At 67.5% G+C, this 26,733-nt stretch carries 21 protein-coding genes; 10 read left to right on the top strand and 11 right to left on the bottom strand.

Annotation, left to right across the window (positions count from 1 at the left end):
• Nucleotide 1 precedes the first annotated feature (1 nt).
• From ACLJPY_RS45945 to ACLJPY_RS45960, 4 genes are read right to left on the bottom strand one after another with little or no spacing between them, the layout of a single operon-like run.
• Nucleotides 2–1,120 (bottom strand): muconate/chloromuconate family cycloisomerase, encoded by a 1,119-nt coding sequence (locus ACLJPY_RS45945; RefSeq protein WP_410597299.1) that lies wholly within the window; start codon nucleotides 1,118–1,120, stop codon nucleotides 2–4.
• Nucleotides 1,121–1,178: 58 nt separating this feature from the next.
• Complete coding sequence (gene catA, locus ACLJPY_RS45950) at nucleotides 1,179–2,027, bottom strand: catechol 1,2-dioxygenase (RefSeq protein WP_410597300.1); 849 nt, start codon at nucleotides 2,025–2,027, stop codon at nucleotides 1,179–1,181.
• 15 nt (nucleotides 2,028–2,042) lie between these two features.
• Nucleotides 2,043–3,599, bottom strand: a complete 1,557-nt coding sequence (locus ACLJPY_RS45955) for a 4-hydroxyphenylacetate 3-hydroxylase family protein (RefSeq protein ID WP_410597301.1) — start codon at nucleotides 3,597–3,599, stop codon at nucleotides 2,043–2,045.
• A gap of 25 nt (nucleotides 3,600–3,624) precedes the next feature.
• Entirely contained in the window at nucleotides 3,625–4,185 is a 561-nt protein-coding gene (locus ACLJPY_RS45960) for a flavin reductase family protein (RefSeq protein WP_410597302.1), read from the bottom strand.
• 110 nt (nucleotides 4,186–4,295) lie between these two features.
• Between ACLJPY_RS45960 and ACLJPY_RS45965 the strand changes: the two genes are divergently transcribed.
• The 9 genes from ACLJPY_RS45965 to ACLJPY_RS46005 all read left to right on the top strand — a co-directional run bounded on the left by ACLJPY_RS45965 (nucleotide 4,296) and on the right by ACLJPY_RS46005 (nucleotide 15,965).
• Nucleotides 4,296–5,084, top strand: coding sequence for an IclR family transcriptional regulator C-terminal domain-containing protein (locus ACLJPY_RS45965; RefSeq protein WP_410597303.1), 789 nt, complete (start codon nucleotides 4,296–4,298; stop codon nucleotides 5,082–5,084).
• A 53-nt stretch (nucleotides 5,085–5,137) separates the two neighbouring features.
• A complete protein-coding gene (locus ACLJPY_RS45970) occupies nucleotides 5,138–6,136 on the top strand; it encodes a LacI family DNA-binding transcriptional regulator (protein ID WP_410597304.1) in 999 nt (332 codons plus the stop codon).
• Nucleotides 6,137–6,237: 101 nt separating this feature from the next.
• Complete coding sequence (locus ACLJPY_RS45975; RefSeq protein WP_410597305.1) at nucleotides 6,238–7,995, top strand: glycoside hydrolase family 35 protein; 1,758 nt, start codon at nucleotides 6,238–6,240, stop codon at nucleotides 7,993–7,995.
• 31 nt (nucleotides 7,996–8,026) lie between these two features.
• Nucleotides 8,027–9,379, top strand: coding sequence for an ABC transporter substrate-binding protein (locus tag ACLJPY_RS45980; protein WP_410597306.1), 1,353 nt, complete (start codon nucleotides 8,027–8,029; stop codon nucleotides 9,377–9,379).
• 8 nt (nucleotides 9,380–9,387) lie between these two features.
• Entirely contained in the window at nucleotides 9,388–10,332 is a 945-nt protein-coding gene (locus ACLJPY_RS45985) for a carbohydrate ABC transporter permease (protein WP_410597307.1), read from the top strand.
• Between the two features lie 56 nt (nucleotides 10,333–10,388).
• On the top strand, nucleotides 10,389–11,189 hold the full coding sequence (locus tag ACLJPY_RS45990) for a carbohydrate ABC transporter permease (RefSeq protein WP_410597319.1): 801 nt from the start codon (nucleotides 10,389–10,391) through the stop codon (nucleotides 11,187–11,189).
• Nucleotides 11,190–11,758: 569 nt separating this feature from the next.
• Entirely contained in the window at nucleotides 11,759–13,639 is a 1,881-nt protein-coding gene (locus tag ACLJPY_RS45995; protein ID WP_410597308.1) for an RICIN domain-containing protein, read from the top strand.
• Between the two features lie 177 nt (nucleotides 13,640–13,816).
• Nucleotides 13,817–14,821, top strand: coding sequence for a trypsin-like serine peptidase (locus tag ACLJPY_RS46000; RefSeq protein ID WP_410597309.1), 1,005 nt, complete (start codon nucleotides 13,817–13,819; stop codon nucleotides 14,819–14,821).
• Nucleotides 14,822–15,620: 799 nt separating this feature from the next.
• Nucleotides 15,621–15,965, top strand: coding sequence for a hypothetical protein (locus tag ACLJPY_RS46005; RefSeq protein ID WP_410597310.1), 345 nt, complete (start codon nucleotides 15,621–15,623; stop codon nucleotides 15,963–15,965).
• Nucleotides 15,966–16,151: 186 nt separating this feature from the next.
• Here the strand turns inward: ACLJPY_RS46005 and ACLJPY_RS46010 are convergent, their stop codons facing one another.
• Nucleotides 16,152–16,514 (bottom strand): histone-like nucleoid-structuring protein Lsr2, encoded by a 363-nt coding sequence (locus tag ACLJPY_RS46010; RefSeq protein ID WP_410597311.1) that lies wholly within the window; start codon nucleotides 16,512–16,514, stop codon nucleotides 16,152–16,154.
• 423 nt (nucleotides 16,515–16,937) lie between these two features.
• Between ACLJPY_RS46010 and ACLJPY_RS46015 the strand changes: the two genes are divergently transcribed.
• Nucleotides 16,938–17,120, top strand: a complete 183-nt coding sequence (locus ACLJPY_RS46015) for a CsbD family protein (protein WP_410597312.1) — start codon at nucleotides 16,938–16,940, stop codon at nucleotides 17,118–17,120.
• A 300-nt stretch (nucleotides 17,121–17,420) separates the two neighbouring features.
• Here ACLJPY_RS46015 and ACLJPY_RS46020 read toward each other — a convergent pair whose 3' ends face one another.
• The 6 genes from ACLJPY_RS46020 to ACLJPY_RS46045 all read right to left on the bottom strand — a co-directional run bounded on the left by ACLJPY_RS46020 (nucleotide 17,421) and on the right by ACLJPY_RS46045 (nucleotide 26,380).
• On the bottom strand, nucleotides 17,421–19,652 hold the full coding sequence (locus ACLJPY_RS46020; RefSeq protein WP_410597313.1) for an amino acid permease: 2,232 nt from the start codon (nucleotides 19,650–19,652) through the stop codon (nucleotides 17,421–17,423).
• Between the two features lie 747 nt (nucleotides 19,653–20,399).
• Complete coding sequence (locus tag ACLJPY_RS46025; protein WP_410597314.1) at nucleotides 20,400–21,263, bottom strand: C1 family peptidase; 864 nt, start codon at nucleotides 21,261–21,263, stop codon at nucleotides 20,400–20,402.
• A gap of 1,075 nt (nucleotides 21,264–22,338) precedes the next feature.
• Nucleotides 22,339–23,295, bottom strand: coding sequence for a magnesium transporter CorA family protein (locus ACLJPY_RS46030; protein WP_410597315.1), 957 nt, complete (start codon nucleotides 23,293–23,295; stop codon nucleotides 22,339–22,341).
• A gap of 409 nt (nucleotides 23,296–23,704) precedes the next feature.
• Complete coding sequence (locus ACLJPY_RS46035; protein ID WP_410597316.1) at nucleotides 23,705–24,565, bottom strand: AI-2E family transporter; 861 nt, start codon at nucleotides 24,563–24,565, stop codon at nucleotides 23,705–23,707.
• Between the two features lie 689 nt (nucleotides 24,566–25,254).
• On the bottom strand, nucleotides 25,255–25,500 hold the full coding sequence (locus ACLJPY_RS46040; protein ID WP_410597320.1) for a carbonic anhydrase: 246 nt from the start codon (nucleotides 25,498–25,500) through the stop codon (nucleotides 25,255–25,257).
• A gap of 475 nt (nucleotides 25,501–25,975) precedes the next feature.
• Complete coding sequence (locus ACLJPY_RS46045) at nucleotides 25,976–26,380, bottom strand: nuclear transport factor 2 family protein (protein ID WP_410597321.1); 405 nt, start codon at nucleotides 26,378–26,380, stop codon at nucleotides 25,976–25,978.
• Nucleotides 26,381–26,733 lie beyond the last annotated feature (353 nt).

Raw genomic sequence — 26,733 nt, forward strand, 5'->3', positions numbered from 1 at the left:
TTCAGCGCCTTTCCAGGCGGCGCACGGCGGCCAGGTCGAGCTCGACGCCCAAGCCCGGCCCTTCCGGCAGGTGAAGCTCACCACTGTCGTAGCGCAACGGCGTTGTCAGGAGTTCTTCGCTCATCAGCAGCGGCCCGAATAGCTCGCTTCCCCACGTCACGGCCGGCGCGGTGCAGGCCAGCTGCAGGGAGGCCGCGGTCCCGATCGGGCTTTCGATGGATGTTCCTGCGTGGCACGGGATTCCGGCTGCGGCGGCGATCTCGGCGATCGCCCGGGTCGTGCGCAGGCCACCCGACTTGGTCGTCTTGAGCGAGAACACGTCGGCCGCCCGGTGCCGCGCCAGCCGCAGGGCGTCGGCCGGGGTGCGGAGGCTTTCGTCGGCCATCACGGGGATCGGCAGCGCGCGGTTGATTTCGGCCAGGGCCGCGACTTCGGCGCCGGGCACCGGTTGCTCGATCAGGTCTACGCCCGCGTCCGCCAGCCGCGGCAGGTGCTTGAGGGAGGTCAGCAGGTCCCACCTCGCGTTGAGGTCCACCCGCACGCTGGCCACTCCGACGAGTTTCTCCGCCACCGCGCACACTCGCGCCACGTCGTCGGCCGGGTCGAGCGCGCCCATCTTCAGTTTGAAGCTGCGGTGGCCGGCGTCCAGCTTGGCCAGCGCTTCGTCGGCCACCGCGGGCGCCGGTTCGGTGCCCAGGGCCCACGTCACCGGCACGGATCGCCGGGCGAGGCCGCCCAGCAGCGTGTGCACCGGAACACCGAGGCTGCGGGCCCAGGCATCGTGCAGGGCCACCTCGACGGCTGTCTTGGCGTAGAGGTTGGCCGCGACGACGTCACCGAGGTCGCGCACGAGCCCGGCGATGTCGTCGACACACCGTCCCCGCAGGATCGGGGTGAAGTAGCGTTCGACGACCAGGGCCATGGTCTCGACCGATTCGCCGCCCCACCACGGGCCGCCGGGCACCACGCCCTCGCCGACGCCGACGGCACCGCCACGCGTGTGGACGAACACCAGCAGCACCGGCTGGGCGGTCATCCCCGTGCGGGCGAACCGGTGGGGGCGGCGCAGGGGCACGTCGAGCAGCACCGTCTCGACGCGCTCGATCGCCAGGTCTGTCATGTTTCCTCGTTCCCAGGCGATGCGCCGGCCGGACCCGCGGGTCCGGCCGGCGAGGTGGTCAGGCGCGCTCGAGCACGAAGTCGTACTCCGCCCGCAATGGGCCGTCCTCCTGCGGCCGCAGGTCGAGCACGAGTTCCGGCTTGGTCGCTTCGGCGACGTCGCTGTCGAGCCATTCGCCGCCCGGGAAGTACAGCTGGGTGGTGATCGTGCGGTACCCGGGAGCGCGGACGATGAGGTGCAGGTGCGCCGGGCGCCAGGCGTGCCAGCCGGCGGCGGCGATCAGCTTGCCGGTGGGGCCGTCGGTGGGGATCTGGTAAGGCGCGGGCCGCACGCTGGTGATCTCGAACCAGCCGTGGCCGTTGCTGACGACGACGCCGCGCAGGTTGCCGTCCGGGATGCCGGGGGCGAAGCCGGAGTAGTAGCCGTCGTCGTCGGCGTGCCAGACGTCCAGCTCCGCCGCGGCGACCGGGTCGCCGGCGACGTCGCGCACCTGGCCGGTGAACACCAGCGGCGTGCCCTTCTCGCCGGGGCGCATCGGCAATGCCGCCTGCCACGGCAGCTTCGCCTGGCCGGGCAGGTAGTACGGCCCCTGGATGCTGCCCTTGGTCCCGTCCTGGGTGCGGGCGGCGACCTCCTCGACGACGTGCTCGACGAACACGTCGAGGAACAACGGCCATTCGCCGCCCTCGCCGACGTCCATCAGCCACTGCTTCGCGGCCTGGAACTCCGGGTAGGTGACGTCGTGCTCGCGGATGGCCTGGTGGACGCCGGCCAGGACGGCGCGGGCGACCTCGTCGACGCGCTCGGGCGGCACGGCGGTGGCCTCGCGGGCGGCCGTGCGGAAGGCCTGGCTCGCCGAGCTGCCCGAGCCGGCCGCGGTCGGGGCGTCGGATTCGGTGGTGGTCATCGTCGGAGCCCTTCGTCAGCGGGAGAGGGAGGTGGCGCCGGGGTTGTAGAGGTCGGGAACGGTCCAGCCGCCGAGGTCGTATTCGGCCATGCACTGCTCGGCGAAGCCCTTCATCGCCTCGGTTGACCCGGACTGCTGGGCGGCGAACAGCAGCTCGGCGCGCACGCTTTCGTGGTTGCCGGAGTAGTTGCGCTCGTAGAGTTCGTGGCGGCCGCCGAACTCGCTGCCGATCGAGTCCCAGATCAGCTTCATCAGCTTCACGCGCTCGACGGCGTCGTAGCCGTCGGAGCCGCGGACGTACTGGTCGAGGTACGGGCGGATTTCCGGTGAGGAGAAGTCCTTGGCCGAGGACGGCAGGTAGATCAGCGCGGACCCGAGGTCCTGCATGATGATTTCGCGGATGCGCGGGTAGCCCAGCGTCATGAACCAGCGGTAGGCCAGGCCGTAGTCCAGGTGCGGCAGCACCGCGCCGTTCTTCCACTCGTCCGGGTTGGCGGCCATGGCGTCGGACAGGGCCCAGAACAGGTTGCGCCAGCCGATGACCTCGCCGACGCGGGTCTGGATGCCGCGGAAGTCCTTGGTGCCGGTGACTTCGACGCCCTTCATCAGCAGCCCGGCGATGAAGTCGAGCTTGACGGCCAGCCGGGCGACGCCGTGGAAGGTGAAGCGGTGCAGGAAGCCGGAGCCGGGGAAGAAGGTGCTTGCCTTCTCGGCGTCACCGTAGATGAAGACGTTCTCCCACGGGATCTTCACCTTGTCGAGGATGAAGATGGTGTCGTTCTCGTCGAACCGGCTCGAGAGTGGGTAGTCGAACGGGCTGGACGTGGCGTCGGCGACGGTGGAGTAGGAGTTGCGGCAGATCAGCTTCATGCCGGGCGCGCCCATCGGCACGGTGCAGACCAGGGCGAATTCGCGCTTCTTGATCGGCAGGCCGTAGTGGGCGATGAAGTTGTAGTTGGTGATGGCCGAGCCGGTCGCGACGACCTTGGCGCCGGAGACGACGAGGCCGTCGTCGCGCTCCTGTTCGACGTGGATGAACAGGTCCTTGACGTCGTCGGGGTTGCGGTCGCGGTCCACCGGCGGGTTGATGATCGCGTGGTTCCAGTATAGGACCTTCTCCTGCGACTCGGCGTACCACCGTCGCGCGTTGTCGGCGAACGGTTCGTAGAAGTCGGAGTTGGCGCCGAGCGTGCCGAGGAAGGCAGCCTTATAGTCGGGGCTGCGGCCCATCCAGCCGTAGGTCATCCGTGCCCAGGCGACGATCGCGTCGCGGTCGGCGAACAGGTCCTCCTGGGACTTCGGGGTGCGGAAGAACGGGTGGGTGAAGCCGCTGCTGCCGGTGTCGGTCGGGGCGGTGAGCACCGCCCGCTGGTCGGGGTCGTGCAGGGCGTCGTAGAGCCGCGCGGTCATCCGCACGGAGTTCCGGAACGCCGGGTGGGTGGTGACGTCGTCGACCTTGTCGCCGTAGATGAACACTTCCCGGCCGTCGCGGATCGATTCGACGTACTCGTCGCCGGTCATCGGCCGGGTCGTGCGCACCTTCGCGGGCGCGTCGTGCTCTTGGATGGTCATCGGGCGGACCTTTCGTCGAACGGCTTCAGGAAGCGGTGGTGGTGAGCGGGGCGAACTCGGTGGCCGAGCCGAACCAGCCGAGGTCGGGGCAGTCGACCGAGGCCGACCAGTGGGCGTGGCCGCGCGGGCCGAGTTCGCGGAACCCGCCGGCGAAGAACAGCAACGGGTCGGCGTCGCTGGTTTCTAGGTGCTCAACCTCGCCGATGACGATGAGGTGGTCGCCGCCGTCGTAGGTCCGCCACGGGCGGCACGCGATGGTGGCCGCGGTGCCGGTCAGCACCGGCGCCAAGGGGCCTTCGGCCCAGGCCGGAGCTCGGTCGTGCGGGCGACCGGCGAAGTGCCAGGCCGTGTCGAGCTGGTTCGCGGCGAGGACGTTCACCGCGAACGGTGCGCCTTCGAGGTACTGGCAGGCCTTCGACCGCCGCGTCAGCGTCACCTGGCACAGCGCCGGATCCAGGGAAACGGCGGTGAACGCGTTGACCGTCGCGCCGTGCGGCTCTCCCCGGTCGTTGCGGCAGGTCACCACCGTGACGCCGGTGGCGAAGCGGCCGAAGGCGTTGCGGATTTCGCGTTGGTCGAGCGACATTGCCCTTACCTCCTGTACGCTGTGCGTACAATATGAACGCTATGCGGACGCGGTACGAGAGTCCCTCGGCTCGTCCGCGTTGTCAAGCCGTTGTGCGGAAGGATGAGCGGATGGAGACCGACCGCGACTTCATCCAAAGCATCGAGCGGGGCTTCGCCGTGCTGCTGGCTTTCGACGCCGATCGCCCGACCGCGACGCTGGCCGAGCTGGCGGCCGCCACCGGCCTCTCCCGGCCTGCTGTGCGCCGGATCCTCCTGACACTGCAGCGGCTCGGATATGTCCGCGCGCAGGGCTCGCGCTGGTCGATGACGCCGCGGGTGCTGAGCATCGGCCAGCACTACTCGGCGTCTCACGGCATGATCGAAATTGCCCAGCCGTGGCTGCTGAGCCTCGCCGAGGAGACCGGCGAATCCGCGTCGCTGGCCGAGCTGGACGGCACCGAGGTCGTCTACGTGGCCCGGGTGCCGGTGCGGCGGATCATGAGCATCAACGTTTCGATCGGTACGCGCGTCCCGATCCACGCGACGTCGATGGGCCGCGTTCTCCTAGCCTGGGCGCCGCCGACACTGGTCGACGAAGTCGTCGCGGCCGGACTCGAGCCCTATACGGCGAGGACCATCACCGACGAGGCCGAGTTCCGGCGCGCGTTGCGGGCCGTCGGCGAGCAGGGCTGGGCCTTGGTCGCCGAGGAGCTGGAGGAAGGGCTGCTCTCGGTGTCGGCGCCGGTCCGCGACGCGAGCGGGGCGGTCGTGGGGGCGCTGGCCTCGTCGACGTCGAGCGGTCGCTCGGACGTGGACAAGCTGCGCCGGGAGATCGTGCCGAAGGTGGTCGACGCTGCCGCGCGCATCAGCGCCGACCTCGGCCACCGGGGCGGCTCGCCCTCGTCGTCGGCTCCCTGAGCGGTCGCAGCGTCAGCCCGTAGGCTCGTCGGAACGCGGAGGGAGGGTGACCGGTGAACGAGCGTGAGCGGTTGCCGCGGGTCAAGCGGGTGACGATCGAGGACGTGGCCCGGGAAGCCGGCGTGGGGCGGCAGACGGTTTCGCGAGCTCTGCGCGACCTGCCGGAGATCGCCCCGGACACCCGCGAGCGCGTGCTGACGGCGGCGACCCGGCTGGGCTACCGGCCGAGCGCGCTGGCGAAGGCGATGCGCACCCAGCGGTCGGACGTGATCGCGCTGGTCGTCTCCGACATCGCGAACCCGTTCTACCCGGCGGTGGCCCGCGGGGTGTTCGACGCGGCAGAGGCCGCCGGGTGCAGCGTCGTGCTGTACAACACCGACGCCGACCCGGGCCGGGAACGCGACGCCGTCGAGGACGCGCTGGCTCGCTCCGCGCGCGGAGTCGTCGGCTTCTTCTACGGCACCCCCGACGACGTCCTCGCCGGCTACGCGCGCTCAGTCCCGCTGGTGGTCGCCGACCGGGAGCTGCCGACGGAGGTGGCAGCCTCGGTCAGCAACGACTTCGCGGCCGGTACCGTGGCCGCCGTCGAACTGCTCGCCCGACGGCCGGACGCCTGCCTCGGCATGCTGGACAGTTCCGTCGGCGTCGCGGTCGACGAACGGCGGCTGGCCTTCCTCTCCGCCTGCGCCGAGCGCGGCTTCGGTGACGTCACGGCCCGGATCGTGCAGGGACCGCCGAGCATCGCCGGCGGCGCGGAGGCGGCCCGCCGGCTCCTGGACGGTTCGCCGCGGGTCAACGGCATCTTCGCGTTCAACGACCTGATGGGCATCGGCGCGGTCCAGACGGTGCTGGCCCGCGGGGGGTCGGTGCCGGGGGACTGCGCGGTGGTCGGCTTCGACGACCTGGAGATGTCGGCCTACCTGAACCCGCCGCTCAGCACGGTGCGGATCGACAAATACGACCACGGTCAGGCCCTGGTGAAGGCGTTGCTGGCCGACACCGCCGACCGGATATCGCTGCCCGTCTCGTTGATCTCCCGCGCGACCGCCTGAGTCGAATCCGTCGACGAAGTACCCCTTGACGGCGCCGATCGCCGCCGCGCATACTCCCCGGGAACTTTCCCGGGAACGTTCCCGACAAGGAGACAACGGCGATGGATAAGGGCGTGCATCCCGTCGGCCGACCTGGCGGCGGCCTGCCTCAGCGGATCCTGTCCGGGAGCATCAACTACTTCCGGATCGTCCCGCAGCAGTGGCGCGCGCGGCTGCGCTGGGCGCGCTGGATGGGCCTCGACACGATCGAGACGTATGTGCCGTGGAACCTCCACGAGCCGAAGCCGGGGGAGTTCCGCTTCGGCGGCGGTCTCGATCTCGTGACGTTCCTGGAGACCGCGTACGGCGAAGGGTTGCAGGTCATCCTGCGGCCTGGTCCGTACGTCTGCGCGGAGCTGGATTTCGGCGGTCTGCCGGCGTGGCTATTGGCCCCGGAGAACGTGCAGCTGCGCACGAGCGACCCGGCGTACCTGAGCTGGGTGGAAGCCTGGTGGAATGAACTGCTGCCCCGGGTCGCGGGCCTGCAGGCGAGCACGGGTGGTCCGATCATCGCGATGCAGGTCGAAAACGAGTACGGCGCGCATGCGAAAGACCGCGGACACAGCGACACGCAGTACCTGCAACGGCTGGTCGAGCTGCTTCGAGACCACGGCATCGCCGTACCGTTGCTGACCAGCGACCAGGACGACGACACGATGGTCGCGCTCGGCAGCCTGCCCGGCCTTTGGCGCACGATGAACTTCGGCTCCGAACCGGACCGAGCGTGGGAGACCCTGCACCGGCACCAGCCGGACGAGCCGAAGATGTGCATGGAGTTCTGGAACGGCTGGTTCGACCACTGGGGCGAAGAGCACCACGTCCGTGAACCGCACGACGCGGCCGCGGTGCTGGAGCGGATGCTCGCGGCCGGGGCGTCGGTGAACTTCTACATGTTCTGCGGCGGGACCAACTTCGGGTTCACCAACGGCGCCAACCACTTCGACCGGTACCAGCCCACCGTCACCTCCTACGACTACGACGCCCCACTGTCCGAACACGGCACACCGACCAAGAAGTTCGACGCCTACCGCGAGGTGCTGGCTCGCTTCACCGCCCTGCCGGCCGGCGACCCGCCACCGCGGGAACCGCTGCTGGCCGGGCAGACCGTGCCGCTGACCAGGATGTCCCCGCTGCTGGACCTGCTCGACGTCCTGGCGGTTCCGGTCACCGCGACGGCGCCCCGCACGATGGAGCAGCTCGGCCAGAACTTCGGCTTCACCGCCTACGCCTTCACCGCCGCCACCGCCGGACCCGCCGTGTTGTCGATCTCCGGGGTCCGGGACCGAGCTCAGGTGCTCGTCGACGGCGTCGAACGCGGCATCCTCGACCGCGAAACCGCCGTGACGACCATGACGCTGCGCGTTCCCCGGCCCGGTTGCCGGGTGGTAGTTCTGGTCGAGAACCTCGGCCGGGTCAACTACGGCCTTGAACTGGCCGACCGCAAGGGAATCCTCGGCGACATCCTGCTCGACGGCCGTCCGGTCGAGGGCGTGACCATGTACCCGTTACTGCTGGACACCCTGGCCGACGTCCCCTTCGACCAGGTTCTCGACGGCGACGTCAACGGCCCGCTGCTGGCCCACGGCACATTCACCGTGGAAATCCCCGGAGACACCTTCGTCGCGCTGCCCGGCTTCGGCAAGGGCGCGGTCTGGGTCAACGGGTTCAACCTCGGCCGCTACTGGGACCGCGGTCCACAACGGACGCTCTACCTCCCCGGACCCCTGCTGCGGCCGGGCACCAATGACCTGCACGTGCTGGAGCTGCACCACGTGTCCGTTCCCGAAGTCCGGCTCACCGACACCCCGGACCTCGGCTGAGGATCGCCACCACTTGGAAGGACAAGACGCAATGGCGCGTACTTCACCGACCGCCCGGCGCCTGCGCCGGCTGGGCACTGCCCTGGCCGCCGCCGGGCTCGCCCTGACCACCGCTGCCTGCGGCGGCAGCGACACCGCAGCTCCCGCCGCCACGGCGTGCACGCCGTCAGGCGGCAAGGTCGATCTCTCGTTCTGGTCGTGGCTGCCCGGCGTCGACAAAGCCGTCGCCGCCTGGAACTCCGGCCACCCCGACATCCACGTCACCGTCGAGCAGACCCCGCAGGGCAACCAAGGCACCTACGGCAAGATGTTCACCGCCCTCAAAGCCGGGCAGGCACCCGACCTCGGGCAAGTCGAGTTCGACACCCTCCCCGGCTTCCGCGTCCAGCAAGGACTGCGTGACATCTCCGGCTGCCCCGGCGTCGCGGACGCCAAGGCCAAGTTCGTCGACTGGACCTGGGCCCAGGCGTCGGTCGGCGGCGACGGCGTCTTCGCCGTTCCGCAAGACACCGGCCCGATGGCCCTGTTCTACCGCAAGGACCTGTTCGACAAGTACCACGTGCCCGTGCCGACGACCTGGGACGAATACGCCCAGGCGGCCAAGACCCTGCACGCCGCCGACCCGAACCTGACCATCACGCACTTCCCGCAGAAGGACGTCAACTGGTTCGCCGGGCTGGTCTGGCAGGCCGGCGGGCACTGGTTCACCCAGGACAGCGGGCAGTGGAAGGTCGGCCTGACCGACCCCGCCTCGACCAAGGTCGCGGACTACTGGCAGAACCTGCTCTCCCAGGGCCTGGTCTCGAACTACCAGGGCTTCTCCGAATCCTGGAACAAGGCCCTGGACTCCGGGCAGATCGCCACCTGGACCGGCGCCGTGTGGGGCGTCGGCACGATCGCGAAGGCCGCGCCGTCGACCGCCGGGAAGTGGGCCGTGGCGCCGCTGCCGCAGTGGACCAAGGGGGAGCAGCGCTCGGGCAACTGGGGTGGCTCGACCACGGCGGTGTTCGCCGGGACCAAGCACCCGGCCGAAGCAGCGCAGTTCGCGCTGTGGCTCAACACCGCCCCGGAGTCGCTGGCGATCCTGGAGGCCGAGGGCGGCATCTACCCGGCCACCACCGAGGCCCAAGCCGCCGCGAAGGCGTCACCGGCGAACACCGCGTTCTTCGGCGGCCAGGACGTCGACGCCGTCTTCCGCGACGCCGGCAAAGGCGTCAGCCAGGACTTCACCTGGGGCCCATCGATGGAACAGACCTACGCCCACGTCCGCGACGGCTTCGGTGCCGCGCTCGCCGGCAACGGCACGCTCACCAAAGCCCTCGCCGACGCCAATGCTGCAACAGTCACCGACCTGCAACGCCAGTCCATCCCCGTGGCGAAGTAGGGACGACGATGGTTGTCGCAGCGTCTGGATCCGTCGCCGGCGCGCCGCCTGCCACCGCGGTGGCGCGCCGGCGACGGCCGAGCAGCAGCGCCCGCGCGGCGTGGCTGCTGCTCGGCCCGTTCCTGATCGGATTTGCGGTCTTCTACCTCGCACCGATCGTCGTGGCCGTGGTGAAGAGCTTCACCACTGTCACCCGCACATCCACCTACAGCCGTCCCACCGAGGTGTTCGCCGGCCTCGGCAACTACACCGCCGCTCTCGGCGACAGCGGGTTCGTCGGATCGCTGGGCAGGGTCCTGCTGTTCGGGGCGATCCAGATCCCGATCATGCTCGGCTTGGCGCTGCTGCTCGCGCTCGCGCTCGACTCCGCGGTCGTGCGGCTGCGGCGGTTCTTCCGGCTCGCGTTCTTCCTGCCCTACGCCGTGCCCGGGGTGATCGCCGCGGTGATGTGGGGATTCTTCTACGCGCCGAACCTGTCCCCGATCAACCAGCTCCTCGATCCGCTCGGCGTGCACCCGGACCTATTGTCGGGCAACGTCATCCTGTACTCGATCGCGAACATCGTCACCTGGACCTTCACCGGCTACAACATGCTGATCCTCTACTCCTCCCTGCAGGCCATCCCGCCCCAGCTGTACGAGGCCGCGCGGCTGGACGGAGCCTCGGGATGGGCGATCGCCTGGCGGATCAAGGTCCCGATCATCGCGCCGTCACTGGTGCTGACCGGCGTCTTCTCCATCATCGGCACCTTCCAGCTGTTCACCGAACCCCAGGTGATGGCCGGGGTGTCGAGCGCGGTGTCCTCGTCCTACACCCCGTCGATGGCCGCCTACGCCCAGATCTCCGCGCAGAACTACGGGCTCGGCGCGGCAATGAGCGTCATCGTCACCCTGGTCATCGCGGTGCTCTCCCTGCTGTTCTTCCGCATCACCCGAGCGAGGGCCGCCCTGTGACCACGCCAGCACCCACCCGCCGCGTGTCCGGCTCCTCGATCGTAGTCACCACGGCCATGTTCGTGGCCGCGGTCTACTTCCTGCTGCCGGTGCTCTGGCTCGCCATCTCCGCGACAAAGTCCGCGCCGGACCTGTCGACCACTTTCGGACTGTGGTTCTCCGACAACCAGCTCGGCCGCAACCTCCACAACACCGTCACCTTCGGCGACGGCCTCTACCTACGCTGGCTGGCCAACAGCGCCCTGTACTCAGTCGCGGGCGCGGCGGCCGCCACCCTGCTCTCGGCGATGGCCGGCTACGCCCTGGCAAAGTTCACCTTCCGCGGACGATCCCTGACCTTCTCGGCGATCCTCGCCGGGGTACTCGTCCCGCCGACCGCGCTCGCCGTGCCGCTGTTCCTCATGCTCGCCGGCGCCGGCATGACCAACACGGTGTGGTCGGTGCTGTGGCCGAGCATGATCAGCCCGTTCGGGGTCTACCTCGCCCGCGTCTACGCGGCTGCCTCGGTTCCGGACGAGTTGCTCGAAGCCGGCCGCATCGACGGGGCCGGTGACCTGCGCATGTTCTTCTCCGTCAGTTTGCGCCTGATGGCGCCCGCGTTGGTGACGGTCTTCCTGTTCCAGTTCGTCGCGATCTGGAACAACTTCCTCCTGCCATTGGTGATGCTGACCAGCGACCGGCTGTACCCGGTGACGCTCGGCCTCTACACCCTCAACACGCAGATCACCCGCGACCCCGACCTCAAATCCGTCGTGGTGACCGGCTCGTTGCTGTCGATTATCCCGCTTATCCTCGCTTTCCTGGCGCTGCAACGTTTCTGGCGGACCGGGCTAGCCGCCGGAGCAGTCAAGGACTGACACCACGTCACGCGGAACTGCCATGTCCGAAATCGCGGATCTCGACTGGGCCAACCTCGCGGTGTTCCGGGTCATGGCCGAAGAATTGTCGTTCCCAGGCCGCCAATCGGTTACGGATAACCGTCAACGGCGGTATCTCGGCGGGTTCTTTCCTGCAGGTATGTCCCGCGGCCGTTCGAAGTCTGGGTCGAGACCTCATCAGGCGATAGGCACGTGCCATGCGAGTCAGCATGCGCTGGACCTGATCGGCGTCGGTCATCGACGCGTGCGAGGGCCTGATGACAGTAGCTGTGGCCAAAGCAATGGCTGCAGCGGTCCCGAACGAAGGCACGGGGCGAAGCTCCTGCGCAGGTGAGCGGCGTGGCGGCTACCAACTCCTTGATCCACGGTCAATCGCTGACGAACGAGAACGCTTCAGGCGCGACGTTTAGCCTGCTAGGCCGAACAGTCGCAGACGGCAATACGAGTGGACACGAACCAGCCAGGATCCGTGTTCAGTGTTTACAACGTTGTATCCAAGGGTTCACAGTGTTTTTCCAACGTTGTAACGACGAGCGGAGGCTGGTCTCGTGTCGCTGAACCGCAGACAGTTCGTCACCGGAGCCGTCGCCGCCACCCTGCTGACCGGGGCTCCGACGGCAGCCGGCGCCGTGATGCGCTGCCGCAAGGTAACGCCCGCCATGGGCGGGCTCTATACGCCGAACGCGGCGCCGCTGAAGCCCGCCGCTTTCATGAAGCTGCCACCCGGCGCCGTCACTGCATGGGGCTGGCTCGCCGGGCAGTTGAAGCTGCAGCTCGACGGCCTCTGCGGGCACTACAACTACGGCATGGGCTGGCCGTACTTCACCGAAGAGCTGTGGCTGGCGACGCCGGACAACGGCCTGGCGGCGGCGATGTACGCGGCCAGCAGCGTCACGGCGAAGGTCGCGAACGGCACCTCGGTGACCATCACGGAGGACACCACCTACCCGTTCTCCGAGCGGATCACCTTCACCGTCCGGACGCCGCGCCAGCTGGCTTTCCCGCTGTACCTGCGCATTCCGGGCTGGTGCACGGCGCCGGCGCTGGTCGTCGCCGGGGCGACGGTGGCCGCGACCGCCGGGCCGTCGTTCGTCAAAGTTGACCGGACCTGGGCCGACGGCGACGTCATCACGCTCACCTTGCCGCAGCGCACCACGACGCGGACGTGGGCGGCGAACCACGGCTCGGTCTCGGTCGACCACGGCCCGCTGACCTACTCGCTCAAGATCGGCGAGAATTACGAAAGCCTCGGCGGCACCGCGCAGTTTCCGGAGTACGCCGTGCACGCGACGACGCCGTGGAACTACGGCCTGACTCCGGACACGACGCTGACCTTCACCGCGTCCGGCGCCGCGTTGCCCGCCAACCCGTTCACACCGGACACCGTGCCGGTGACGATCACCGCGGCCGCCCGGAGGATCACCGAGTGGACCGCGGACGACCAGGACGTAGTGACGCCGTTGCAGGCGTCGCCGGCCCGCAGCGAGGAGCCGGTCGAGACCGTCACGCTGATCCCGATGGGGGCCGCGCGGCTGCGCATCACGTCGTTCCCGACGGTGGCACCAGACGGCCATTCGTGGCTGCCGGGCGGTGGCGGGGCGGCGTTCCGGATCGTGAACCGCAACTCGGGCAAAGTGCTCGGCGTGGACCAGATATCCACAGCCGACAGCGCGCGGGTAGTGCAGTTCGCCGACAATGGCACCGACGACCACCTGTGGCACCTGATCGCGAACGGCGACGGCTGGTACCGCATACGCAACCACCACTCGGGCAAGGTGCTTGGCGTCGACCAGATGTCGACTGCCGACAGCGCCATCGTCGTCCAGTTCGCCGACAACGGCACGGCGCACCACCTCTGGCAGCCGATCGCCAACGGCGACGGCTGGTGCAGGCTCAAGAACCGCAACTCGGGCAAGGTCCTCGGAGTCGACCAGATGTCCATGGCCGACAGCGCCCAGGTCGTCCAGTTCAGCGACACCGGCACCGCCGACCACCTATGGCAGCTGGTGCCGGACGGCCGGGTCAAGATCGAAAACCGCAACTCGGCCAAGGTGCTCGGCGTCGACCAGATGTCCACGGCGGATAGCGCACGGGTGGTGCAGTTCGCCGACAACGGCACCGACGACCACCTGTGGACCTTCCAGTCCACAGCGGACGGCTGGTTGCGGATCCGCAACGTCCACTCCGGCAAGGTGCTGGGTGTGGCCGAGATGTCGACTGCGGACAGCGCACTCGTCGTGCAGTTCGCCGACAGCGGCACTGACGACCACGACTGGCGCCTGCGGGATGACGGCAGTGGCTGGTTCCGGATCGTGAACCGCAACTCGGGCAAGGTGCTCGGAGTCGACCGGATGTCCACGGCCGACAGCGCACAGGTGGTGCAGTTCGCGGACAACGGCACCGCAGATCATCTGTGGCGACTGCGATGAATGACCACTTCGGTCGTCATGGATACCATGCCTCATCTGACCGGGCGGAAAACTGCTGCCCGACTATGTAATTAACCGCATAACCTTGTCACATATAGCTTTTTTGCACCGCTATAGATAACGCCGATCTTCTTTTAATGGAGACTCGGCATCGGCACACATCAACGCGGAGAAATCATGCAGACAAGAACGCGGAATACAGTGGTCGCCGGATTGGCTTCGATGGCGCTGATCGGTCAGCTGTCTCCCGCCGCTTCGGCAGCTGTGGCCGACGACGTCGTAAACAGCGCCATCGTCGGCGGTCAGCAGCAGGGGGCGGCGCTGCAGTACTGGACGCCGGAACGTCTGGATGCGGCCAAGGAAGCCGATGTCCCTATCGTGGCCCAACACTCGAATCAGATCAACTCGCCTGCGCGCCGGCAGGCCGATCCCTACCGGCAACCACCTGCATTCCCTGCTGCGGGACAATCCTCTTCCACACGGGTAGCGCTCCGATCGACGTCGCCGCAGCGGTGGACAAGCGGCGGGTTGATCGCGACCACCGGCGGGAAGGTCTTCTTCCACAATCCGAAGACCAACGGGGACTACGCCTGTTCCGGCGACGCAGTGAACAGCGACAACAAATCAGTCGTGGCCACCGCCGGACATTGCGTAGTCGACCCCGACGGAACCGCCTATCAGAACTGGGTCTTCATCCCAGGGTACGACCATGGCAATCGGCCCCACGGCACCTTCGCAGCCACCTCCCTGCACTGGGAGTCTCAGCGCATCGGTGACTCCGACGCAGCCTGGGACGCCGCCTTCGTCACAGTGGGACCGGTCAACGGTGCACGGCTGGTCGAGGCGGTAGGCGGCCAAGGTATCGGTTTCGACCTGGCTCCAGGCCAGTACGTCCACTCCTTCGGTTATGGCGGATCCGCCGCCGAAGGAAGCGGTCAGCAGATAAACTGGTGCGCAGGAACGGACACCTTCGCCAGTGGCCACGAAGGCGGCGGTGTCTGGGGAATCGACTGCGTGCAGAGCGGAGGCTCAAGCGGCGGCGCGTTCCTGCAAGGCGTCGACACCGGCAACGGGTCCGGCACGCAGATCGGCAACATCAGCATCAGCGTCGGCAATGACGAGTACCACCCCTACTACGGCTGGGAGGCACGAGCAGCATACGACGCCGCGCAACGCTCCTGAACGGTGACCAGGTCACCCGCGACCGCTCCGTGACGACCGGGCCACATGAGGCGAACGGGCCTTTCGGGCGGCAGGACGAGGTCACACTCCTCTGCCAGTCAGAAAGACCCGTTGGCTGCACCGAGCTGCCGTGGTTCCCGGCGACTGGCGAGCCCTCGACAGTTCGGAGCCGAGCCAGAGCAGCCGGCAGGCGATCAAGGGAAGTGGTGGGCGGAAAGAGTGCGTCGCGGGTGTAGCCGCGGTGCACCAGCTGGCCCGGGGAAGGCGAGCGGGCCGCTGGCCGCGAGCCCGGACCTGCCTTCCTTGGTATGGTGCCGAGCTTGACGAACCGGCAGTGGCCCTACGGTGTCTGCCGACCACGGGCTTAGGGGCAGGCCTCGTGTGGTGAGCTGGTCCCGCCGTGGGGTGGTGCAGCCGGTGGAGGTGCTCGTTGGTCTGCTGGAACAGCTTGCTTGTGGCGCGGCCGAGCACGGCCAACTCCGCGAGCGTCATTCGCGCCGCAGTAGCGGCCTGGGCCGAGTCGCAACCGTGCGTCCTGGATCGTTCGGGGTCACCCGGCCCCGTCTCGTCCGTGGTATGAGACACGTGCGGCTCCATCGTCGACCGGGTCGCCACGCCCGGGATGTACACGAACACCGCGTCCGACCTGTCGATGGCAGCCGACCATGGTTGCATCGCCGAGGACCGCGGCACGACCATCATGCCGACAGCATTACCCAGCGGACCATGCTCGGCAGGCCCTACGGAGTTTCGGCACCGAGGAGGCGGACGGTCCTCGCGGGGCGCCAGCTCGGCTTCGATGATCTCCTCGATCCGCGCGGCCGCGTGCACCAGTCGCCAGCGCACCGCAACGAACACTCCGGCCAGCACAGCGGCCGCGCTGAGTGCAATTATGCCGATCGGGGTGTCGACGACGGCGATGGCCAGCGGAGTGATCAGCAACGCCGCCAGTGGCCACCACTGCACCCTGTGGGCGGGCATGCCAGGGCCGGTAGAAGAGCCTGCCGAGCAGGGGCGGGTAGCCCACACATGCCGGCCTCGGATCCTGTGTCACACCTGCGGTCATGGCAAGGATCAGCAGATGATGGTGCCGGGCTGGCCCTACTCGGTGGCCGTGGCGCTGGAGTCCCGTTGGGGTTCGTGAACCGCGCCGCTGGATGCGGTCCGCCTCGCGTCCGGTTATAACGCCGCGAGCCTGACCGACTGCAGATCGCTGCGCCATGCCCACCACACCGAGCCAGACGTGCACGTACTTCACGAAGCAGACTTCTCCGCGGTCACCGGTCGCGTGCCGGCTTCGCCATAGCGTCAGCCGTGACCTCGGCCTGGCCTACCTGGCGGCTTCATACGCCTCCACGAGCGCGGTCGGCAAGCGACCACGCTCTGCCACCTCGTAGCCGTTAGCGGCGGCCCACTCCCGAACCCCCTGGTTGTACTCGCGGGTGTGACGCTGCGCGTTGACCGCAGCGCCCCTGACCACGGCGCTGGACTCGCCGAGTGCAACCTTGACTCGCCGTCCCCCCACCCGTCGTGCGGCCTCAACGTAGCGCTCCAACGCCGCGCGCAAGGCGTGCGTATTCTCAGCCGATAGGTCGATCTCATACGAGACGCCGTCCAGCCCGAAGACGATCGTCTCCGACGCCTCGCTGCCGTCCAGGTCGTCGAACACCTTGACGAGCACCTTCTGCGCCATCTTTCAATCCCTTCCACTCGGTCGGATCCATGTCTCGCTCCACGTCACTGACCGTCCCGGGAGGCTGACGTACGCTCCGAAACGACAGTCTGTCAAGTAGGTGCATCGGCCCCGCAACACGCACGAGCTGGGCACTTACTTCCACGGCGTGCCCAGAAAACCGGTACCCACCTTCGGGTACCCAACTGCTGCAACGACAGCAAGACCGCCTCTCCCGGAGTTCGCCATCGACGTTCGTGTGGATCTGCGTCGGTCTTTCGCTCTCTGGGAGCGTCGTCTGGGCTTTCTGAGACGCGGCTGAGAGTGGCGGTAGGTCGAGGAGCTGGAGGTGGTGCATAGTCGGCGGCGAAATGGGTAGATATCAGTGGAGCCGGTGTGGCGGTAAGACGATCGGCAGTAGGTGCCGCGAGGAAGGTGTATGTCATGAACGACAAGCTGGAGAACAAGGGCGAAGAGCTCAAGGGCCAGGCCAAGGAAGCCGTGGGTGATGCGACGGGCAACGAGCAGTGGCAGGCGGAAGGCAAGGCGGATCAAGCGAAGGGCTCACTCAAGCAGGCGGGCGAGAAGATCAAAGACGCAGTCAAGGGCGTCACGCACAAGGATTAACCGGCCCGCGGTTCAAGCTGCCGCACTTCCAATTTCGGGAGTGCGGCAGCTTGGTGTTCGATTATCGGACGAAGACCGCCGCGCTCGGTTGCCGCTCCTGTGAAGCACTCCGGCTGAAACTCTGGCTGGCCTCGACATCGCATCCGGCTTCGATGCGTAAACTGTGCAAAAGGAAACTGCTTGGCTTGCGTCGACTGATCAAGCCATACACAGGCACCCGCTCGCAGCCCCGCCCTCTGAGCGTCCGCCCGGACATTGCAATCGAGGCTGAGGTGTGCGTGCACTCCGCTCTCAATTGCTTCAGCCCTCGTCATCCGGCTGAGCACCCTGGTCCGGACTGGTGGGATCGAGGAAGTGGCAGCGGGGATCTCGCATGATCATTTCGTGCTCGGACCGGCCTTCGTGGACTTTGCCGGTGACGCGGAGAAGCTGCCCTGGTTCTAGGTCGGGGTGAGGGTGGCGGAACTCGAGCACGACGGTCGCGGTGGCGTCGGCGAGCTGGGCGGTGAGGACCGGGCCGCGCGAGTCCGCGGCGTCTTCGGAAGTCGCCAGCTCGCGCAGTCGCCCGTCGACCACGGCTTCTTCGCCGGGACGGAGTTGGGAGCAGGGTGTGGTGACCGGATCGGCGGAAACCCGATCGGCGGCGGTCTCGGCGTTGTCTTCGTCGCCTGAGCTGATGCGGTCGAGAAGGCGTTCGATCGCGGCGGTGACTCGCTCTTCCGGGAGGTCGGGCATCATCGTGCGGAGCCGGGTCTGCACGTCGTAGGGCACGATCGTAGCCGCGGCCTGGGGAGCGCGGCTGACGACCCGCGCGATCCGGTCGGCTGTGCGGTCGTGCAGCAGGCGGCCCAGCAGTGGAGCGTAGCTGCGGCGCGGCAACAGCACCGTGATACCGGTCCGGGGCGCATTCTCGGTCGCTCGACGCACGAACGTGTAGGCGGCTCGGGCTATCCGCCGGTCGGGGACGTCGATCAGCCGCAGCGCGGTGTGCATGCCGAGTTCTTCCCACCGCGAGCGCAGCCGTTCCGCGGCTTGGGCATCGATGACGAAGTGCAGCGCGGTGATCTTGTCGGGGCGCAGGCTGCGGCCGTAGCGGAGCGCTTCGACGACAGCCAAGTCGATCGTGCTAACCAGGACGAACACCTGGTGGTGGGCATACCGGACCGGGTTGGCCCCTTCGGCGGTCAGTTGCTCGAGGACGGCCGCTTCCGCGCGGTACTCGCGGTTGAGGCGGATCAGGACGAACACCAGGATCGGAAAGACCACGACGACGAGCCAGGCGCCTTCGGTGAACTTCGCGATGGCGAAGATCCCCACCACCACAGTGGAGAGCAGTCCCGCGGCGAGGTTGATCGCGAGCTTGGTCCGCCAGGCGCGCTCTCGGAGCCGGAGGTGGTGCTTGGTCATGCCGTAGCCGGCCATGGCGAATCCGGTGAAGACGCCGATGGCGTAGAAGGGCACCAGCGCGGTGACGGTGCCCCCGGAGAACAGCAGGAGGGCACCGGCGAGCACGGTGAGGACGATGATGCCGTTGGAGAAGACCAGCCGGTGGCCGCGTTTGGTCAGCTGGCGGGGGAGGAACCGATCGGTGGCGACGAAGCTGGCCAGGAACGGGAAGCCGTTGAAGCTGGTGTTGGCCCCGGTGTAGAGGATCAGCGCGGTCGCGGTCTGGATGAGGACGAACATTGCCTGCCCGAACGCGCCGTGCCCGAACACCGCGCGCGCTTCTTGGGACACTACGGACGGGTAGCCGGATGTGTAGGGCGTCGCGTGGGTGAAGTACGCCAGCAGCGAGACGCCGGCGACCAGCAGCCCAAGGATGACGGCCATGATCACCAGGACTTTGCGGGCGTTCGCGCCGCGGGGGTTCCGGAAGGCCGACACGGTGTTGGAGATCGCCTCGACCCCGGTGAGGGAGGATCCGCCGTTGGCGAACGCGCGCAGCAGGACCATGACCGTCGCTCCGGCGACCAGCCCCGAGTCCTGGTGGACCGGCACCGCACCGGGGAGGTGTGCTGCGTCGTAGGTGGGCAGGCCGACGGTCGCGGCCTTCACCAGCCCGGTCACGATCATCGCGACCATCAGCGCCGTGAACAGGTAGGTCGGCACCGCGAACGGACGCCCCGCTTCGCGCAGACCCCGCAGGTTCACGTAGCAGAGCAGGACGACGACACCGATGGTGATGTCGAGGTTGTACGGGCCGAGCGCGGGGATCGCCGAAATCACCGCGGCTGTCCCCGCTGACGTCTGCACCGCGACCGTCACCACGTAGTCGATCAGCAACGCCGCCGCGGCGACCTGGGCGGTCCGGGGCCCAAAGTTTTCTCGGGCGACGACGTAGGACCCGCCGGCCCGCGTGTACGCCATCACCACCTGGCGGTAGGACGCGGCCACCAGCACGAGGATCACCAGGATCACCGCTGTGATCGGCAACACCAGGGTGAACGCGGCGAGACCGGCGTAGGGCAGTAGCTCGACCAGGATCTGCTCGGTGCCGTAGGCCGAAGACGAAATCGCGTCGGGAGACAGCACTCCCAACGCGGTCGCGTTCGATAGCCGCTCATGGGTCAACTGAGCGTTAATGAGCGGTTTGCCCAGTAACAGCCGTTTCAGGGCATAGCCGATCGCGCCCGGCTCAGGTCGGCGAGCCGGCCCTTTGGTGTTCGTCACCGGATCAGCATGCCAAGAATCAGTCGTCGTCACGCGACGGGACGGGAATTCCCCTTGAAGTCACGGGAGGACGAAGCGGGATGTGAAACGCGTATCAATGAAACGTAAATATCTGCCGCCTCGGCCTCAAGATTTCGTCAGGGACGTAGGTCCCGGTACGGACTGATTTCTCCCTTTCGAGTCCGCGGGCGCGTCAACATCGCGTCAAGGCGAGAACCGCGTGCGCCGAACTCGGTGCCCTTTTCGCCGGCCCTGCCGCGTGGCGAGCCTGGCCGCCGCGGCGCCGGTATCGCGGAGCCGGCTCGAAACCGCGTTGCGCGTGCTGGCCGGCCAAGGCGCTCTTCTCCGGCGCCCCGCGGGCAGTTGGGATGGCTTGCTCGCGGGGCGGGCGTGTTCCAGCTCAGCCGGCTGGGACGTTGCCTCGCCGCCGAGCTGGGCGACGTGGACACGTGGGTCGCTGTGTACGACCACTACCTCCACGGTTCGGGCACGAACGAGCCGGACTGAGCCGACGCCGGCTTTCGAGCTCACAAAAGCGCTGAGCGCCGACCCGGCTCGCAGCCGGATCGGCGCTCAGCGCGCGTACTGTGATCAGGTGGTGGACACGGTTCAGCCCTGCGCGAGGGGGCCCATGGCGTGGATCTCCATCACGTCACCGGTGTCGAAGAAGCTCCACGGCACGGTCACGAATCCGCCGTCGCCCCACGACGAACCCCACGAGTTTTCGATCTTCACGCCCTGGCTGTTGTAAGCCACGATGGTGACTTCGTGGCCGCCGACGATCGGATCGCTGTACTGGTCGCCGGGCAGGTAGCTGTAGTCCGAAGCGGACTGGGCGTCCAGGTTCATGAAGCTCTGGTGCACCTGGAAACCGATCGGCACCGGCTTGCCCTGCGCGATCGCGTTTTCGATCGCGGTGCGCGCGGAGCTGCCGCTGGTGGGCAGCTCGGTGAAGCCGGAAAGCTTGTATTGGGCGGCGTTCGCGCGCTCGGCGGAGTCGGGCTGGGTGGTGTAGTCGAAGTCGCCCTGCCAGTAGTCGCTCTTGGTGTCGATGCCCTGGTCCTGTTCCATCGGCAGCGCGACCGAGGCGGTGGTGCCCTGGTCGTTGCCCTGCGCGATCTGCGAGTAGATGAACATCGGGGCCATGGGCGCGCCGGCGACGTTCTGCTCGTTGGTCAGGATGCCGTAGCCGGTGTAGCCGGTGGCCCAGGTGACGCAGGAGCCGACCTGCCCCTGGTCGCCCGGGGACAGCGCGTACTGCGAAAGGTCGTAGCTCGCCGGCGCGCGCAGCGCCTGAGGCGCGACGACGCGAGCAGTGTCGCGGTGCGCCCGGGCTGCGGCCAGGTTCAGACCCAACCCGTGCGCGAGGTGCCGGTGCGTGGGCTGCAGGTCGGCCGCCGACGCGGTCACGGTCGTCGCGGACATGCCCGCCAGCACGACAGCGACCACGCCGGCGATTTTCTTGACGTCCATTGTTTCTCGCTTTCACTGAAAGACCATGCGGGAAGAGGAAGCAGCATCCCGGTCCTTCCCGGGAATCGCATTGCCCGAACGATAAGACGGCATAGAAGGCTGACGACACCGACGAAGGTATGCTTCGATCGCTACCACGGTTCCTTGGTAGGAAATCGGATATAGTAGGTCCTTTTCGGAACAAAGTCCGCAAAAAGAAGTCGTGACGGCTCACGTTGCAGCGCACGCGCGGCCCGACGAAAACAGTAGGGGAACTTCACGGAGCTTTCCCCGGTCCGGTAGGTAATGGTCGTAGCGTTTCCGGCGGACGACTAGGTAGGGCCGAGAATGCTCACGTCGTCTTGCCCACGTGCGCTCCGATGCCTGCTCGGGCGCGGGCTAGATGCCGGTGTGCAGGCCGCGAATCCCATTTGCCGATTTAGGTAACCTTCGCCAGTGCGGTCATCGCCGAACCCGGCCAGTACCTCCAGGTGGCCGAGGCCTCATCGTCGACGTTGACCGGGTGGGGTGTGTGAGGCCAGAGCGTCGGCGATGACAACCGTGTCTCGGACGTCGGTCTCCGCCCGGTCCGGACAGGGTCGGCGATACAGCGTATTGCCTGTTCAGGCGGGCAGAGTGGCTAACGGACTCCCGTGTGGGCGACCGCGACCATAAGTGCACCGGTCGTGGCAAACCGGTCCGCCGCGACCCGCAGTCGTCCATGCTAGGTGAGCAGGTCCGGCAGGGTCGGCAGCGTAGATTTGGTGTTGGGAAGCCTGGCGTCGCGCATCCGACTGCCGTCGGAGTCCAAGTCGCGGCGCGGTGATTGTCGTTGCCGACGTCCAGGTCGAGGCAAACCCCGAGAGAACCTGCTGATCATCCACTGGCACTCATGACGTAGACCGTGAAGTCGGGCGGATGCTGCCATTGCAGGCGTCGGAAACCGCGTTGATTTGGACTCCAGTGGCCGCCGTCGGACGGATACTCCGCCGGTCCCGCAGAATGTGTCTTTGTCATAGCTCGAGCTGCTGATGAGGAGGCGCCGGACGGGAGCGTTGGATCGACATCCCGGCGCTCCATTGTCAAGCGCCGTTGGTTATAACCAGTCCCGTTTCTTGAACGCGACGTATAGTCCTGCGGACAGGATGATGATCACCAAGGTGGACGTCCAGAACCCTGTCGCGGTCTGGAATCCCGGGTAGGGGACGTTCTGGCCGTAGAAGCCGGTCACGGCGGTCGGGATGGCGATGATCGCCGCCCAGCTGGTGACCTTTTTCATGATCGTGTTGAGGCGGTTGCCCTGGATGTTGAGCTGTGTCTCGCGAATTGTGGTGACTAGGTCGCGCAACGACTCCGTCCACTCGGAAGCGCGTAACACGTGGTCGTAGACGTCCTGGAAGTACGGCTGCATCTCTCCGTCGGCGATGTTCAGGTCGCGGCGCATGATCGCGTTGACGACCTCGCGCATGGGCAGCACGATCCGCCGCACCCGGACCAGGCTCTTGCGCAGCTCGAAAGACCGTCGTTGCATGTCGGTGTAGCGGGGCCGCTCGTCGAACACGAGGTCTTCCAGCGCCTCGATCTGCTCGTCCAGTGCCTGCACCACTGCGAAATGGCCGTCGACGACGTAGTCGAGCAGCCCGTGGACCAGGAACCCGACTCCGTTCTTGGCCAGCTCACCTGCCGCGTCCCACCGTGCCACCACCTCGTCGATGGCGAAGTTCTCGTCTTTGCGTACCGTGACCAGCGCCTGGCCGGTGATGAACGCCGCCAGCTCCGAGACGGTCAGGACTCCGCGCTCGTCGTCCAATGTGGCGGCGTAGACGGTCAGGAAGGCGTGCGAGTCATACCGGTCCAGTTTGGCGCGTTGGTGTTCGTGGACGGCGTCCTCGACCGCGAGCGCGTGTAGCCCGAGTTCTTCGCTGATCGCTGCGAGGTCCTCCTCCGTGGGGCCGCAAAAGTCCAGCCATACGGTCGCGTCGGGATCGGTGAGGTAGTCCGATACGTTCCCCACGGGGAACCCTTCGGCTTCCAGAACGCCATGGCGGTACACCCTGGTACGGGACATGCTGGCGCGGCGATCAGTCGCGGGACGGCGTCGCGACGCCGTCCATTCGTGACGATGGACAGGCCCCCGCCGCGAGGCGAAGCCGACGACGTTCCATGATGACCGACTGCACTTCCGACGACTCCCGAGCTTCCCCGGCCGCTCACCGCAGGCCGACAGCGGCAACTATCCAGCAACAGTGCTGTGAAGACACTGAGAAGACGCGCCACCGCCGGTGATGCCGGGCGTTCTGCCGGCGGTCCCTGTGTTCTGCCTCGCGGGCGATCTGAGCCGATGCCGACATGGACTCGGCGGTCGTCGAGTTGGCGAGCATCACGTTCTCGGCAGTCGTACGGGAGTTCCTCCTCCGGCCAGGGCAGCGGTGGGTACTGACGTCCGGCTTCACCGCCGCGCATCAGACCGCAGTTGAACTGGACCGCCTGCCAAGGTCTGCGGTGGCATGGTGTTGTCCTCGAGGACATGGGGTACAGAGGAGCATGCAATGGCATGTTCCCGCCGGGGTGGCGGCTTTCTTGCCCGGCACCGCGATCGCCGCCGGCGCCGCACTGCTGTAACCACCGACCTTGGCGAAGATCTCGTCGCCGATCAGGATCGCGCGCGGCCGGCGGGAGTGAGGCACCAGCCGGTAGATGCCCTGGCGGATGCGGGGCAGATCGGCCAGGAAGTAGATCGTCAGCACGATCACGATCAACAGATCGCCCAGAGTGCCGAGCACGGCCTTACCGGCTGACACGGCGCTGTCGAGCACTCCCGATCCACCGCTGAGCACCTGTTGCAGGTGCTGTTGCAGCCCAAACCGGTCGTTGAGCCGGCCAAGGGAAGAGTTGTGGTCGTTCAGAGACTGCAGGTAGTGGGGGGCTTGGTGCGCGAAGGCCGTCGCCTGCTCGACGACGACCGGGATGGCCAGGGCAAGGAACCCGCCCCCGACGATGAGGAGACCGAGCAGCACGGTCAGCACTGCCGTCCATCGGGGGAATCGGTGACGGGCCAGCCACGACACGGCCGGTTCGAAACCGATCGCGAGGAAGAGGGCCAGGCCGATCAGGACCAACGTGTCGTGCGCTATGACGACCACCTGCGCGAGCAGGTAGGTCATCGCCACTCCGGCGGCACCGAGCATGCCGATGAAGAACGGCGAGCGACGGTCGAGGCGCCGGCCGGGCTCGCCCAGTGGCTGGGCTTCGGTGCTCAGCTGCGCCGCCTCCGCCTCAGCCTCGGCGACCGGTCCTTCCTCTTCGGAGTGCGGCTGGGCCACGGAGTCATGGTGACCTTGCTGCGCGACCTCGTGTGAGTGCCCTGGGTCTTCGTCGGATGATACTGTCATGGTCGGCCCTTCACATGTTTCGCGCTCGTCAAACGCGGTGTGGGCCGCCACGTTATCCGCCCGCTTTCGCGCTCCGTCGGCCAGTGGCCGAACACTGCATCTTTCTTCAGCGCCAACGCCGTGAGGAACACCCGCTCCGCAGGATTGACGGAATGCTGTCTGCCCTGAGAAGGCCATGTGCCCTGCAGCGGTGGTCGCCATCCACGCCGGATCGGAAGCCTGGCGAAGAGAACCGCTGGCCGCATTCGCGCTGCACTCGTGGCCACGCTCTGGCGGCCCGTGGGAACCGCCCAATGGTCACGTGAAGGCAGCGGCCTTGTCTGCACTCAGCGTTCTCACAGCGACTTTCGTGGATGGTGCGCGGCGGACTCGTTCGTCGCGGACGGGTGATTCGTCGGGTGTCCGGAGCTGGTGTCGTGCTTCTTGTCGTGTTGCCTTCGCGTAGGTTGGTCGGCGCCGCTGCGGTGGCTGATTGGCTGGCGGTCGTCGTGTCCCGCCCTCGGGTGTATCGCGACGGGGTGCTTGAGGCCGAGGTCCACGGTGTGCCGAACGTGCGCGGCGAGACCTTCTCCGTTCACCCGGTCGGCAGCCCGGGCCGCCAGCACGCTGGGCGTCACCCGCTAGACGACGCCCTGGATGTACCCGCTGGGCGTCGCCCCGTTCTGGAGGCCGGCGGAGGCGGAGCCTGCTGCGCCGCACGAGTCATGTCCGAGGACCACACTAGCGGGCAGTCCAGCACCGCGACGCCGTATTCGATGCTGCCCAGCACTTCGGAGCCGGGCCACGTGACCTGCGGTGCGGAGGACGAACAGGTCGCCTAAGCCGCGGTCGAAGATGAATTCGGCGGCCGGCCGCGAGTCGAACAGCCGAACGGCGCGGCGAACGGGCGCATGGCCGGGCGTGACCTCGGCGCGGCGTTACGCGTCTTGGTTCGGCTGCTCTGGGCGTCGGCGACGAAGCGCCGGTTGCCAGCGAGCAGTAGCTCAACGCATCAGCGGGGGTCAACCATTCGATCTCGGCCAGAGCTGCTATCCGCGGGAACTGGCCAAGAGTCCGGCAACCACGCCCGAATGGAGGGCCGAGGTGGTTGAGAATTTACGAGCCCGTGACCCAGCGCAGGAGCGCGACCCGTGACAGCCGCCATTTGTCGACGGCGTCGACGAGAATCTCACGACACAAGCCGAGATCCGTCGACCGAACAAGTCGAGACCTGGATCCACGGCCTGACGCGAGTAGCCGCCGCGGCGGCCATGGTCGGAACCTCTGGGTGAACGTGCTGTGGTCATGCTGCCGGTCCGTCGGCTTGGACTGAGCGGATCGATCGGGGACATCGCCGGTCCATCACACCCGCAGGGCGTCGGCCACGGCCTTGGTGTCCCAGTAGAAGGGGTGGAACTCGGTGATGAGCCCGTCCTTGACGGTGACCATCTGCATGACCCGGGTCTCCAGGACCCGGCCGGTGGCACGGGCTTGCAGGCGGCCACGGTTCCATACGGCCACGGCGTCCTCGTCGACGAGGAACCTCTGCTCCAGGAACTCCAATGACTGCCAGGCCGTGCTCATCGCGGCCATGAAGTCCTCGATGCCGCCGGGGCCGTGCCACGTGCCGCCGTACGGCAGGCCCGGTGCCTGGTACATCACGACCTTCGGATCGAGGCAGGCGGCGAGGTCGTCGAAGCTCGCCTTGCCCCTGCCTCCGGCGGAGATGTAGGCCGCTTCAGCTACGTAGAACCTGTGCAGTAGCACCAAGGCTGGGAGCGAAGTGCGCCTATCGGTATGGTCCATGCTTCGATGGTAGGAGGGGCGCCGCCGAAGGCGCTGGCGCAAACCGGCCATGACGTTCCGCCGGTCCGGGTTGCTGGTCGTCGGCTACCCTCATCTCGGCGATCGTGGCGCATCACGATCCGATCTGAAGCGTGCTGCCCAACAGTTTGACGTAGTACGTCAACACCGCAGTCGCATGGGCCGTAGCCCCCCGTTACCTTTTTCGTGGCTCCCACCAGGGAGTTGTGGTCACCAGGCCCGGCATGACTTACGCCCCCAGTCGAACCCATGATCCGGGGGGTGGTGTCACCGGGTCTGGTGGCATCGAGGGACCG

The organism is Amycolatopsis sp. lyj-23, assembly GCF_046549135.1.
Classification (GTDB): Bacteria; Actinomycetota; Actinomycetes; order Mycobacteriales; family Pseudonocardiaceae; genus Amycolatopsis.